A 12,966-nucleotide genomic window follows, 5' to 3' on the forward strand; every position below is an offset into this window, starting at 1 on the left:
GCACAATAGGCGGCTATAAAGAATTACAGGAGGTAATATGCTGTATCAGTTACACGAGTTCCAAAAGGCCTTACTTCAACCCATGAGCTCATGGGCACGCGCTGCATCTGAGGCTTTTATCAATGCCTCTAATCCAGCATCTAAGGTTCCAGGATCTGAGCGTTTAGCTGCCAGCTATGAACTCCTTTACCGCTTAGGCAAGGACTATAAAAAACCAGAATTTGGTATTCGCGCTGTTAAGGCACATGGTCAGGAAGTGGCGATCCATGAAAGAACTATCGTTGCAAAACCTTTTTGCAATCTGGTTCGCTTCAAGCGCTTTTCTGATGATGTAGAAACCATCAAGCACCTCAAAGATGATCCAGTGGTACTAGTAGTAGCTCCCATGTCTGGGCACCACGCTACTCTGTTACGCGATACAGTGCGCACTCTTTTGCAAGATCATAAGGTGTACATTACCGATTGGATTGATGCGCGCAATGTTCCCGTTGAAGATGGCGAATTTGGTCTTGACGACTATGTTCACTACATTCAAGAATTTATCCGTGTCATTGGCGCTCAAGATTTGCACGTCATTTCTGTTTGTCAGCCAACTGTCCCAACCTTGGGCGCCATTTCCCTGATGGCTAGTGCTGGTGAAGCAACCCCAGCCTCCATGATCATGATGGGTGGTCCAATTGATGCGCGCAAATCACCTACTGCTGTGAATAACTTAGCGGAGCAGAAATCGCACGAATGGTTTGAGAGTCATGTGATTTATAAAGTGCCTCCAACCTATCCTGGTGCTGGTCGTCGTGTTTATCCAGGCTTCTTACAGCACACTGGCTTTATTGCCATGAACCCACAAAACCATCTGCAATCACATTGGGACTACTTCCAAAACCTCGTGCGTGGTGACGAGCAAGATACTGATGCACATATCCGTTTCTACGACGAATACAACGCAGTTCTAGATCTAGATGCGAAGTTTTACCTTGACACCATCAAGACCGTTTTCCAAGACTATGCTTTGCCGAATGGTACCTGGCAAGTGGCTGGTGATCTTGTTAAACCACATGACATTAAACACACTGCCCTACTAACTGTAGAGGGTGAGCTTGATGATATATCTGGAAGTGGTCAAACCCGTTCGGCTCACGGCTTGTGTACTGGTATCCCAAAAGAACATAAAGATCACTACGAAGTTACTGGCGCTGGCCACTATGGCATCTTTGCCGGTCGTCGTTGGCGCGATAAGGTTTATCCAAAGATCAAAAACTTTATCCGCGATCACCAAGGTGTACATAAAAAAAGTAAGGCGAGACCTCCTAAACTAGAAGGTTCTAACTAGGTATCAATGGGTGAGGGCTGAGGCCCTCACTTTTTTTAGCCAATCTCCAGCAATGAAAATCACACAAGCGAATGAACTCTCTAATCGCTTGGAGGATGCCCTACCTCAAACCCAATGTACTAAATGCGGCTATCCAGATTGCCGAGGCTATGCTGAGGCAATGGCCAGCGGTGAAGCTTTACCAAACCGTTGCCCACCTGGCGGTATTGAGGGGATCCAACGGCTTAGTAAAATTCTGGTGCCGATTTATCCACAAGATGCATTCGATTTAAATCCCACTGTTGATTCTGAGTGTGGAGTTGAGCGCCCCAGACCAGTAGCGTTAATTGACCCACAAAAATGCATTGGCTGCACCCTTTGTATTCAGGCATGTCCGGTCGATGCCATTGTGGGCGCATCAAAACAAATGCATGTTGTTTTAACTGAGTGGTGCACGGGTTGTGATCTTTGCATTCCACCATGCCCCGTTGATTGCATCAGCATGATTGATGTTACAGATAATAAAACCGGTTGGAATGCCTGGTCACAAGATCTAGCCGATATCTCACGTCAGCGCTATCACGACCGAGAGCAACGCCTCGATAGAGAGCAAAAAGATAATGACGAACGCTTGGCTAAAAAAGCTGCCGCTAAGTTAATTGCAGTGAATGCCGATAAGCCGACATCAGATGAGCAGTTAAAAGAACAAGAACGTAAGCGCGCCATCATTGCTGCTGCAATCGCGCGTGCTCAGCAAAAGAAATAATGAACCCCGAAAAAAGGCGCGCGTTCTTTGAGCAACTCAAAGCGAACAATCCTAAACCGACCACAGAACTTGAATACAGCTCACCATTTGAGTTACTGATCGCAGTATTGCTATCCGCCCAAGCAACTGACATATCAGTCAATAAGGGTACCCGTAAGCTATTTAAGATTGCCAACACCCCTCAAGCCCTGTTAGATTTGGGCGAAGAAGGGGTAAAGCCATATATTCAGCACATTGGTTTATTTAACTCTAAGGGCAGACATATACAAGAGACTTGCCGCCTCTTGCTTGAAAAACATCACGGTAAGGTTCCACAAACCCGCGAAGAATTAGAGGCCTTGCCAGGTGTTGGTAGAAAAACTGCCAACGTCATTCTGAATACTGCATTTGGGCAGCCTACGATTGCTGTTGATACGCACATCTTTAGAGTCTCGAATCGTACCGGTTTAGCCCCTGGTAAAGATGTTGTAAAAGTTGAGGAGCAGCTATTGAAGCGTGTTCCCAAAGAATTTCTACTAGATGCTCATCATTGGCTTATTTTGCACGGTAGATATACTTGTAAAGCCCGGAACCCAGATTGTGCTCAATGCATTGTTGAGCCTTTATGCGGCTTTAAACAAAAAACAGGAAAAGGGAAAGTACGTGGCGATATTTAATCCAACTCGAGAAGAAGTGCGTCGCTTTTTCTGCGATGTCTGGAAAAAGAAAACTGCGGGCCAGATTTTGGATCCAATGGAAACGCTTGCTAGCGATTGGATGGTGGAGCACCCCGAATACCACGTATTACTTGCGGATCCTGAAGGTGCATTAGCCCAAGACTACACGCCTGAGCGCGGCGAGACGAACCCCTTCCTCCATCTGTCAATGCATCTATCGATTAGCGAGCAGATATCAATCGATCAGCCGCCCGGCATTAAAGAGATTGCAGACAAGCTATCCCAAAAACTAGGATCCATGCATGAAGCACAACATCTCATCATGGAATGCTTAGGGCAAGCGATGTGGGAAGCGCAACGTGAAGGTGGGCAGCTCAGCCCTGACAAATACCTCGAGGCATTAAAAAAGCTCGTTTAAATCAGGGATGCGATTTCTGCCTTGATTGCATCTGACAATTGAGATGCTTTTCTTGTGCGCTCTAGCAATACAGATGCTGGAGTTTCTTGTGCCCGCTTGGACCAAGCTGACCCCGGGAAAAAGGCATCGTCTTTATATCTAGGAATAACATGCCAATGAAGATGCGGCACCATATTGCCTAAGGCGGCAAGATTGATTTTGTCTGGATGCATCACATGGCGTATAGCCTCTTCAACAGCAAAGACCAGTGTCATCAGATGCTCGCGCTCGCCATAAGTCAGATCGGTCATCTCAGGAACATGTCGATTCCAGATCACCCTACAAAAACCAGGCAAGTCCGAATCATTTACGAGAATGACACGGCAGTCATCTCCACGCCAAATTAACTGACCCTCTTCGGGCTTTAGATCTTCTTTACAAAGTGTGCAATTTGCCATGGGGAGAATGTATACGAAAACGGCATCTAAGTCACCCTTGTGGGGTAATTTAGATGCCGCGGCAGTATGGGCTTATTTTTTACTGCGCTGCTACTACAAACTACTTAGGGATTCTTAATGGAACTGCTCTTCTTCAGTAGAGCCAGTCAATGCTGTTACAGAAGACTTACCACCTTGAATTACGGTAGTCACGTCATCAAAGTAACCCGTACCAACCTCTTGCTGATGTGAAACGAATGTATAGCCACGATCACGAGCAGCAAATTCTGGCTCTTGAACTTTTTCAATATATGCAGTCATACCACGCTGCATATAGTCTTGAGCCAAGTCGAACATGTTGTACCACATAGAGTGGATGCCAGCCAATGTGATGAATTGATACTTGTAACCCATTGCACCTAATTCACGCTGGAACTTCGCAATAGTTGCGTCATCCAAGTTCTTCTTCCAGTTGAAAGATGGTGAGCAGTTATAGGCCAACATCTTGCCTGGGAACTTCGCACGAATTGCTTCAGCAAATTTACGAGCAAACTCGAGATCAGGCGTACCTGTTTCGCACCAAACCATATCAGCGTAAGCGGCATATGCCAAACCACGTGAGATTGCTTGATCCAAGCCCTTACGTGTTTTGTAGAAGCCTTCTGCTGTGCGCTCGCCCGTCAAGAACGGCTTGTCATTCGCATCATAATCAGAAGTCAACAAGTCAGCAGCCTCAGCATCAGTACGAGCCAAGATGATAGTTGGAACACCCATGACGTCAGCAGCTAAACGTGCGGAGATCAATTTTTGTACAGATTCAGTGGTTGGTAACAATACCTTGCCACCCAAGTGACCGCATTTCTTTACTGAAGATAACTGATCTTCGAAGTGAACACCGGCAGCACCTTGCTTGATTAATGCTTTGCTTAATTCGAATGCATTCAATACACCACCGAAACCGGCTTCAGCATCAGCAACAATTGGAGCAAAATACTCGATGTAACCTGCATCACCTTTATTAATACCTTTAGCAGTCTGAATTTCGTCAGCGCGCTGGAATGAGTTATTAATACGCTCAACCATCTTAGGAACCGAATCAACTGGATATAAAGATTGATCTGGATACATAGCAGCATAGGAGTTACCATCTGCAGCTACTTGCCAACCAGATAAGTAAATTGCCTGTACGCCAGCCTTCACTTGTTGCATTGCCTGACCACCAGTCAAGGCACCTAAACAGTTTACGTAAGCTTCGTTGTTTACCAGCTCCCATAGACGTTCTGCGCCATGTTTAGCAAGAGTGTGCTCAATCTTCAATGAGCCACGCAAACGTACAACGTCTTCCGCTGTATAGCCACGGGTAATACCTTTCCAACGTGGGTTGGTATCCCAATCCTTTTGAATTGCTGCAATTTCTGCTTTGCGATCTGCCATGTTTTTCTCCCTAAGTTAAACAAGTACTTCAAATTTTTGGACCTTAAAGACTTCTTCAAGTCTTATGTCTTATATAAGAGTTTAGACAGTTAGGAAAAGCAAGCAAGCGTTATTTAAGAGCTAGATAAAAATAATTAAATCATTAAAAACAAGGGTTTAAATTCAATTTTTTATATTGTGGAATTAAGGTTCACTGATTGGAATGAAGCAAGCTGCAAGTTATTGCAGGGCATTTTACGCAGCGTAATGACTTTTCACATTATGAAAAGTCATGGGACTATCAAGCGGATTTAGGTCGGGAGCTGGAGGAGACCTTAAAGACAGTCGGAATAATGGTGAGTTGGAACAACACAATGCCCAGGAACAGCGCAGTAGGCAGTCCAGCATCCATAAAGAATCCAAAGATAAAGGGGCCAACTGCAGCACCAAGATCAATCCCAGAATAAACAATTCCGTAGACTCGCCCTGCTACACCTTGAGGAGTAACTCGCTTTACTAAAAGATCACGTGAGGGTGCGACAACCCCATAACCAAACCCAATGAAAAAGAAAATGATGGGAATAAATGCAAGCGACATTAATCCAGTAGCAAGCAACAAACACATTGCAATCGTCATTGATAAACATGTTGAAACAATGCGCTCTGGTGCTTGTAACTTAGCAGCCAAGAAGCCTCCAAACAAAACACCAGCAGCACTTCCTAGTGCTAATAAGGTGATGTAATAGCTGCCCACGCTCAAAGGGATCTGGTAAATTCCAAAAAGCGCACTAGGTGCAAAGGATTGCAAACTAGAGGTAGAGGCCATACTGAAGAAAAAGAAAATCCAACACAACCAAACTGCAGGCAATTTTAAGAAGGCGAACGGGCTTGCTGGCGTTGCCCCGGGGTTTATAGCCCGATCACTCGCATGGCTTTCTGCGTGTCGTCCCTTAACATCATCAAGCAAGTATTCCCTATTTACCCAAAGAGTTATGAGAATTACAACTTCTAATAATGCTGCACATAAGAAAGCTATCCGCCAGTCAGACAACTGGGTAATTGCGACCATAAAAGCTGGTGCAGCAGCCCAGCCGAGGTATCCTGCAACCCCATGCATGGAATAGGCGTAGGGTAAATTCGGTGGAGATACTTTATGGTTAATGAGGGTGTAATCAACCGGATGAAAAATGCCGTTACCACATCCCGCTATTACTGCACCCACTATCAACATAAGATAGCTATTACTTTGTGAGTACGTTAATGCCGCGAGTGCTAACAAGCCAATACCAGCAAATAAAACTGGTCTGGCACCAATGCGATCCACTAAAAACCCTGAAGCTGCTTGCACAATACAAGAAACAACAAAGAAGATCGACATGAGCAAGCCAAGTTCAGCATAGCTCAGAGCGAAAGCATCCTTCAACCATGGGAACATGGGTGGCAGAATCAAATGAAAAAAGTGGGAACTGCCGTGAGCCAGACTCATGAGACCAATAACCCGGACATCACCGGCACGCCCACTTGTGAGCGCAACAGTCATGTACCGAGTTTACTGGCGCAGGCAGATTCCTGCAAAACTATCTGTATTACTGCATAGCAATACTTAATGAACTAAGCGTGTGAAGCTGAAATCGCCTTTTTTATCCACATCCACAGGCACCACATCCTTAGGTCCGAACTTGCCTTCCAAAATCATCTTTGAAACAGGGTTCTCAATGTGTTGCTGAATAGCGCGCTTGAGTGGTCTTGCTCCAAAGACAGGATCAAAGCCAACTTCGGCAATCTTATTCAAGGCTGCATCACTGACTTCTAGCTGCATATCGACTTTTGCCAAACGATCAGACAAGTTCTTCAGCAAGATCTTAGCGATATTGGCGATATTGCCTTTATCTAAGCCATGGAATACCACAATCTCATCGATGCGATTCAAGAACTCTGGACGGAAATGATTTTTGAGTTCTTCAAATACAGCATCTTTGATTTCTGATTGCTTCTTATCAGTCATCGACTGAATCAGATGCGATCCGATATTGCTGGTCATCACAATCACCGTATTCTTAAAGTCCACGGTACGCCCTTGGCCATCCGTTAAACGGCCATCATCCAATACTTGTAAGAGAACGTTAAAGACATCAGGGTGTGCCTTTTCAATTTCATCAAATAAGATCACGCTATAGGGGTGACGACGCACTTGCTCAGTTAAGTAACCACCCTCTTCGTAACCAACATAGCCTGGAGGGGCACCAATCAAGCGTGCAACGCTATGCTTCTCCATGAACTCACTCATATCAATACGAATGAGGTGATCTTCGCTATCAAAGAGAAAACCAGCCAATGCCTTACACAACTCTGTCTTACCAACACCAGTAGGACCTAGGAATAAGAAAGAACCATAAGGGCGATTCTCTTCAGCCAAGCCGGCACGGGAGCGACGAATTGCATCCGATACCGCACGAATAGCCTCTTCCTGACCAACTACACGCTTGTGTAGCAATTCTTCCATCTTCAGAAGCTTGTCGCGCTCGCCTTGCATCATCTTCGATACCGGAATACCTGTAGCACGAGACACTACTTCAGCAATTTCTTCTGCGCCAACTTGGGTACGAAGAAGTTTATTCCTCACAACACCATCTTTATCACCCTTAGCTTCAGCTGCAGCGGCAGACTTGAGCTTAGCTTCTAGCTCCGGCAATTTGCTGTATTGCAACTCAGCAACTTTCTCAAGCTTGCCTTCACGCTGCAGCTTCACGATGTCAGCACGTACTTTTTCAATCTCTTCTTTTAGATTAGCAGCACCTAATACGGCACCTTTTTCTGCTTTCCAGATCTCTTCTAAGTCGGCGTACTCCGCACCTAAGCGCTTAATCTCGTCTTCGATTAGGCTAAGGCGCTTTTGAGAAGCATCATCTTTTTCCTTCTTGACAGCTTCACGCTCAATCTTGAGCTGAATAAGACGGCGCTCTAATTTATCCATTACCTCTGGCTTGGAGTCAATTTCCATCCGAATACGTGACCCAGCCTCGTCAATAAGGTCGATAGCTTTATCTGGCAGGAAGCGATCCGTAATATAGCGATGCGATAACTCAGCAGCTGCCACAATCGCTGGATCAGTAATCTCAATACCATGGTGAAGCTCATAACGCTCTTGCAAACCACGCAAGATCGCAATCGTTGCCTCAACACTAGGCTCTTCTACCATCACTTTTTGGAAGCGACGCTCTAGCGCAGGATCTTTTTCGATGTACTTACGATATTCATCTAAAGTAGTTGCACCGATACAATGCAATTCGCCACGAGCCAAAGCAGGCTTGAGCATATTGCCAGCATCCATTGCGCCATCACCCTTACCGGCACCGACCATCGTATGAATCTCATCAATAAAGATGATGGTTTGACCTTCGTCTTTAGCAACGTCACTTAGAACGGCTTTGAGACGTTCTTCAAACTCACCGCGGTACTTAGCGCCAGCCAATAGCAAGGCCATATCCAAGACAAGAACGCGCTTGTTTTTGAGGGTTTCTGGAACTTCGCCATTCACAATGCGTTGAGCTAGACCTTCAACAATGGCGGTCTTTCCAACACCAGGCTCACCAATGAGCACAGGGTTGTTCTTGCCACGTCGTTGCAAAATCTGAATGGTGCGTCGAATCTCATCATCACGACCAATCACAGGATCAAGTTTGCCCATACGAGCGCGGTCAGTTAAATCGACGGTGTATTTTTTGAGGGCCTCACGTTGACCTTCGGCATCTGCACTATTCACTGACTCTCCTCCGCGCACTAAATCAATAGCCGCTTCTAACGATTTACGATTTAATCCATTTTCACGAGCCACTTTACCGAGCTCGCCCTTGTCATCAGCTACTACTAGCAAAAATAATTCACCAGCAATAAATTGATCATTGCGCTTATTGGCTTCTTTTTCACAAAGATTGAGCCAATTACTTAAATCACGGCCGACCTGAACCTCACCGCTAGTACCTTGTACTTCAGGCAAATTAGCAATGCTCTTCTCAATGCCTTTTTCAAGACCTGAGACATTGACGCCGGCACGGGTTAATAAACTCTTGGCAGCGCCATCAGAATCACGCAACATTGCCAGCAACACATGAGCCGGCTCAATATATTGATTATCTTTAGCTAAAGCGATACTTTGGGCCTCACTTAAGGCCTCTTGAAATTTAGTAGTTAACTTATCTATTCTCATTTTTGCACTCCATATATCTATCTATAGAATATAAGGGCAATATGATGGATTTCAAGACTTTTACACCCACTTTTTAAGGGAATTTACCCCCATTTTGACCTGGCTTGTTTACCTCCTCGAATGCGCAGATGGCACTTACTATGCCGGCATTACCAACCGCCTAGAACATCGTCTAGAAGCTCATAATTTGGGCCAAGGCGCTCGCTATACAAGAGCTCGTAGACCAGTTGTCCTACTGGCCACCCAAGAGCACCCTGATCGATCAGAGGCATCTAAAGCTGAGGCGAAATTGAAGCAACTTCCCAGATCTGAGAAGTTAGGATTTTTTAAAAGTAGTTAAATTGACTTCTTCGACCAACGTGCCATGGCAACATCGTCAGTGACGCGGGCATCGACCCAGCGAGCACCCTCAGGGGTATCTTCTTTTTTCCAGAATGGCGCTGCGGTTTTGAGGTAATCCATGATGAACTCACAAGCTGCAAATGCCTCACCTCTGTGAGCACTGGTAACCACCACTAAAACAATTTGATCTTCCGGTAGCATTGGGCCAACCCTATGAATGACTAAAGTTTGATAGATATCCCAACGCGTCTTAGCTTGATCTAGGATTTCTTGCAAGGCTTTCTCAGTCATGCCAGGGTAATACTCTAAGGTCATACCCTTCACTTGACTGCCGTCATTCATATCACGCACAGTACCTAAGAAAGTCACTACTGCGCCAACACTTGGATCACCCTTACGCAGCGCTGCTATTTCAGCGCTGATATCAAAATCTTTTTCTTGAATTCGGATTGGCATATTAGCCACCAGTCACTGGAGGGAAAAAAGCAACCTCTGCATTTTCTTGCAAGGGAGTGCTCGCATCAACCATCACCTGATTCAGAGCGCAGCGCAATACTTTGCCCTGAGCCAATACTTCAGACCAAGGATGACCGCGTTGAACTAAATGAGCCCTGAGATCTGCAATCGTTTTGATGCTATCAGGTATGACGATGTTTTCCTGAGAAACACCAAGGGCTTCACGCAAAGAGGCAAAAAATCGTAATTCAAGTTTCATAAAGGAATCGTAAACCGATTATTTAAGAAGTGCATCAAAAGGGATGTACTTCACTAGCTCACCAGATTTAATGGGCTGATTTGGCGGGCAATCCACTAAACCATCACCCCAAGAGGCGCTAGTGAGCACCCCAGAGCTTTGGTTGGGAAATAAATCTAAGCCGCCATTGCCATTGAGCTTGACGCGCAAGAACTCATTGCGACGATCGGCTTTTAACCAATCAAAATCCGCACGCATTGTGTAAGACTGGAGTGGTGCACTATTTCGACCCTGTAGCTTCAGAATGAATGGCCTTACAAATAGCAAAAAAGTTACAAAACTGGAGACTGGGTTACCAGGCAAACCAATAAACCATGCCTCACCATCTTTCGGCTCTTCTGATTTACGGACTGCACCAAACGCCAAAGGCTTCCCAGGTTTAATGGCAATCTGCCATAAATCCAATCGACCTTCAGCGGTCACTGCAGGTTTAATGTGGTCCTCTTCACCAACCGATACACCGCCAGACGTAATAATCAAATCATGATCTTTGCTTGCTGTGCGTAATGCAGCTTTCGTTGCATCTAGCCGATCAGGAACAATTCCTAAATCCGTTGCATCACACCCCAATGATTTAAGACAAGCCAGTAAAGTGTCGCGATTAGAGTTATAGATTCCGCCAGGCTTCAGTGGCTCACCAGGCAGGGCTAACTCGTCACCCGTAAAGAATGCAGCTACCTTCACTCTGCGCTTAACGTTTAGGTGAGTTAAGCCAGCAGATGCAGCAACCCCTAACTCTTGCGGACGCAAAAAGGTTCCTGCAGTTAAGGCGGTTTTACCGCTTGTTAAGTCTTCACCTCTGCGACGTATCCATTGCCCTGCTGTGGGTACGACATTGACTTGCACCTGATCAGTCGATCCCTCAGGGATGGCGCAATCTTCCTGCATCACTACAGCATCAGTACCCGGAGGAACTGGTGCACCAGTAAAGATACGGGCAACAGTTCCCGCCTGGAGCTCTGTTCCAACCGAGCCCGCCGGAATACGTTGCGCAATTTTTAAAATACTTCCGGAAGTTTGAGTATCAGCTGTTCGTACCGCATAGCCATCCATCGAGGTGTTATCAAGTGGAGGTACATCAACAAGGCTATTGACGTTTTCTGCGAGAACGCGACCTAATGTCGCCTGCATTGGAACACTTTCAGTCTCGGATACTGGCTTGGCATGAGAAAGCAAATGGTCCAAGGCCTGCTGGGCAGTCAACATTGGAGGCTTAGTCATGGCATTGAGCTTATGTATTAACTAAGATGCGTTGTGATGAATGTTTTGACCTGATTGACATCAGCATCAATATTTTCTACACGCTGTGGCTTGGACTTAATATCTTTAAATGCAGATGGGCACTCAGCTGGACGGCCTAAGGCTTCTTGTATGGTTTCTTCAAACTTAATTGGTAGCGCAGTCTCTAATACCAGCATCGGAATACCTGCTTGCAAATGCTCGCGCGCCACTTTGACACCATCCGCAGTGTGAGTATCAATCATTACGCCATAGCGTTTGTCGATATCACGAATAGTCTCGAGGCGGTTTTCATGAGTGCTACGACCAGACTGGAAGCCATACTTGCCGAGTTCTTTAAAGACAGCATTCTTCGATATATCGAAGCCACCGGTCTCATCTACCTTCTTAAACATGGCTGCAGTAGCCTTGCCATCCTGACCCATGAAGTCATATACAAAGCGCTCAAAGTTGCTTGCCTTAGAAATATCCATTGATGGGCTAGAGGTATGTAATGTCTCAGCAGATTTGCGTGCGCGATATACACCAGTACGGAAGAACTCATCAAGTACATCGTTCTCATTAGTTGCAACAATCAAATGCTCGATTGGTAGACCCATCATGCGAGCAATATGACCAGCGCAAACGTTACCAAAATTACCTGATGGCACAGTAAATGAAACTTTCTCATTGCTAGACTTGGTAGCCAAGAGATAACCTTGGAAGTAATACACCACTTGAGCAACTACCCGGCCCCAATTAATGGAATTCACGGTGCCAATTTGGCTCTTGGCCTTGAAGACGTGATCATTACTAACCGCTTTAACGATATCTTGGCAATCATCAAATACTCCAGCAACCGCTAAGTTGAAAATATTAGGGTCTTGCAAGGAATACATTTGCGCTGACTGGAAGGAACTCATCTTGCCGCGCGGAGACAGCATAAATACTTTGACGCCCTCTTTACCGCGCATGGCATATTCGGCGGCACTACCAGTATCACCAGAGGTGGCACCCAAAATATTGAGTTTTTGACCAGCACGCTTCAGGGCATATTCAAAAAGATTGCCTAACAATTGCATGGCCATGTCTTTAAAAGCCAGTGTGGGACCATTTGAAAGACTTAAAAGTCCAATACGAGTGCCATGCTCTTCACCCAACCAATGCAAAGGTGTAATGTCTTTGGCATTATCTTGAGGGCGACCATTGCAGTAAACCTGCTCGGTATATGTTTTGCGCAAGAGTGCACGTAAATCAGTCTCAGGAATATCATCGCAATATAGGCTCAAGACTTCATATGCAAGATCAGCATAAGTTAGGCCACGCCAAGAATCCAACTGTGCAGGAGTGACTTGTGGATACTGCGTTGGCAAATACAGGCCGCCGTCCGGCGCTAATCCACCCAGGAGAATTTCTAAGAAGGATTGTTGTGGACTATTGCCACGAGTAGATTGGTAACGCATCAGT

At 45.7% G+C, this 12,966-nt stretch carries 13 protein-coding genes; 5 read left to right on the forward strand and 8 right to left on the reverse strand.

Annotated elements, in window-relative coordinates:
* Positions 1 to 37 precede the first annotated feature (37 nt).
* From ICN17_RS00585 to ICN17_RS00600, 4 genes are read left to right on the forward strand one after another with little or no spacing between them, the layout of a single operon-like run.
* Positions 38 to 1,330, forward strand: coding sequence for a polyhydroxyalkanoate depolymerase (locus ICN17_RS00585; RefSeq protein ID WP_216235628.1), 1,293 nt, complete (start codon positions 38 to 40; stop codon positions 1,328 to 1,330).
* A 52-nt stretch (positions 1,331 to 1,382) separates the two neighbouring features.
* Positions 1,383 to 2,075 carry an electron transport complex subunit RsxB gene (gene rsxB / locus ICN17_RS00590; RefSeq protein ID WP_216235630.1) on the forward strand — a complete coding sequence of 231 codons (693 nt, stop codon included), beginning with the start codon at positions 1,383 to 1,385 and terminating at the stop codon, positions 2,073 to 2,075.
* On the forward strand, positions 2,075 to 2,731 hold the full coding sequence (nth, locus tag ICN17_RS00595) for an endonuclease III (RefSeq protein WP_216235632.1): 657 nt from the start codon (positions 2,075 to 2,077) through the stop codon (positions 2,729 to 2,731). The genes rsxB and nth overlap by 1 nt, the downstream gene beginning before the upstream one ends.
* Complete coding sequence (locus tag ICN17_RS00600) at positions 2,724 to 3,149, forward strand: DUF1841 family protein (RefSeq protein ID WP_216236603.1); 426 nt, start codon at positions 2,724 to 2,726, stop codon at positions 3,147 to 3,149. Before nth ends, ICN17_RS00600 begins: the two co-directional genes overlap by 8 nt.
* Here ICN17_RS00600 and ICN17_RS00605 read toward each other — a convergent pair.
* The 4 genes from ICN17_RS00605 to clpB form a co-directional block, all read right to left on the reverse strand.
* The gene (locus tag ICN17_RS00605) at positions 3,146 to 3,586 is read right to left on the reverse strand and encodes an HIT family protein (RefSeq protein WP_216235634.1); all 441 of its coding nucleotides are present in this window, start codon (positions 3,584 to 3,586) and stop codon (positions 3,146 to 3,148) included. The two genes, ICN17_RS00600 and ICN17_RS00605, sit on opposite strands and share 4 nt — an antisense overlap.
* Before the next feature lie 114 nt (positions 3,587 to 3,700).
* Positions 3,701 to 4,999: an isocitrate lyase gene (gene aceA, locus ICN17_RS00610; RefSeq protein WP_216235635.1), complete on the reverse strand. Its 1,299-nt coding sequence runs from the start codon at positions 4,997 to 4,999 to the stop codon at positions 3,701 to 3,703.
* Between the two features lie 280 nt (positions 5,000 to 5,279).
* Positions 5,280 to 6,518, reverse strand: coding sequence for an MFS transporter (locus tag ICN17_RS00615; protein ID WP_216235637.1), 1,239 nt, complete (start codon positions 6,516 to 6,518; stop codon positions 5,280 to 5,282).
* 63 nt (positions 6,519 to 6,581) lie between these two features.
* Positions 6,582 to 9,185: an ATP-dependent chaperone ClpB gene (gene clpB / locus ICN17_RS00620; RefSeq protein ID WP_216235638.1), complete on the reverse strand. Its 2,604-nt coding sequence runs from the start codon at positions 9,183 to 9,185 to the stop codon at positions 6,582 to 6,584.
* A gap of 94 nt (positions 9,186 to 9,279) precedes the next feature.
* On the opposite strand from clpB, the gene ICN17_RS00625 reads away from it, so the two are divergent.
* Complete coding sequence (locus ICN17_RS00625) at positions 9,280 to 9,525, forward strand: GIY-YIG nuclease family protein (RefSeq protein WP_216235639.1); 246 nt, start codon at positions 9,280 to 9,282, stop codon at positions 9,523 to 9,525.
* Here the strand turns inward: ICN17_RS00625 and moaE are convergent.
* The 4 genes from moaE to thrC are packed head-to-tail and all read right to left on the reverse strand — an operon-like array spanning position 9,522 to position 12,962.
* Complete coding sequence (gene moaE, locus ICN17_RS00630) at positions 9,522 to 9,983, reverse strand: molybdopterin synthase catalytic subunit MoaE (protein WP_216235640.1); 462 nt, start codon at positions 9,981 to 9,983, stop codon at positions 9,522 to 9,524. The two genes, ICN17_RS00625 and moaE, sit on opposite strands and share 4 nt — an antisense overlap.
* A 1-nt stretch (position 9,984) precedes the next feature.
* Positions 9,985 to 10,242 (reverse strand): molybdopterin converting factor subunit 1, encoded by a 258-nt coding sequence (gene moaD / locus ICN17_RS00635; protein WP_216235641.1) that lies wholly within the window; start codon positions 10,240 to 10,242, stop codon positions 9,985 to 9,987.
* Positions 10,243 to 10,260: 18 nt separating this feature from the next.
* Positions 10,261 to 11,502, reverse strand: a complete 1,242-nt coding sequence (glp, locus tag ICN17_RS00640; protein ID WP_255538221.1) for a gephyrin-like molybdotransferase Glp — start codon at positions 11,500 to 11,502, stop codon at positions 10,261 to 10,263.
* A 17-nt stretch (positions 11,503 to 11,519) separates the two neighbouring features.
* Positions 11,520 to 12,962, reverse strand: a complete 1,443-nt coding sequence (gene thrC / locus ICN17_RS00645) for a threonine synthase (protein WP_216235642.1) — start codon at positions 12,960 to 12,962, stop codon at positions 11,520 to 11,522.
* Positions 12,963 to 12,966: the final 4 nt, after the last annotated feature.

The sequence above is a fragment of the Polynucleobacter sp. 73C-SIWE genome, from assembly GCF_018882465.1.
Lineage (GTDB): Bacteria > Pseudomonadota > Gammaproteobacteria > Burkholderiales > Burkholderiaceae > Polynucleobacter.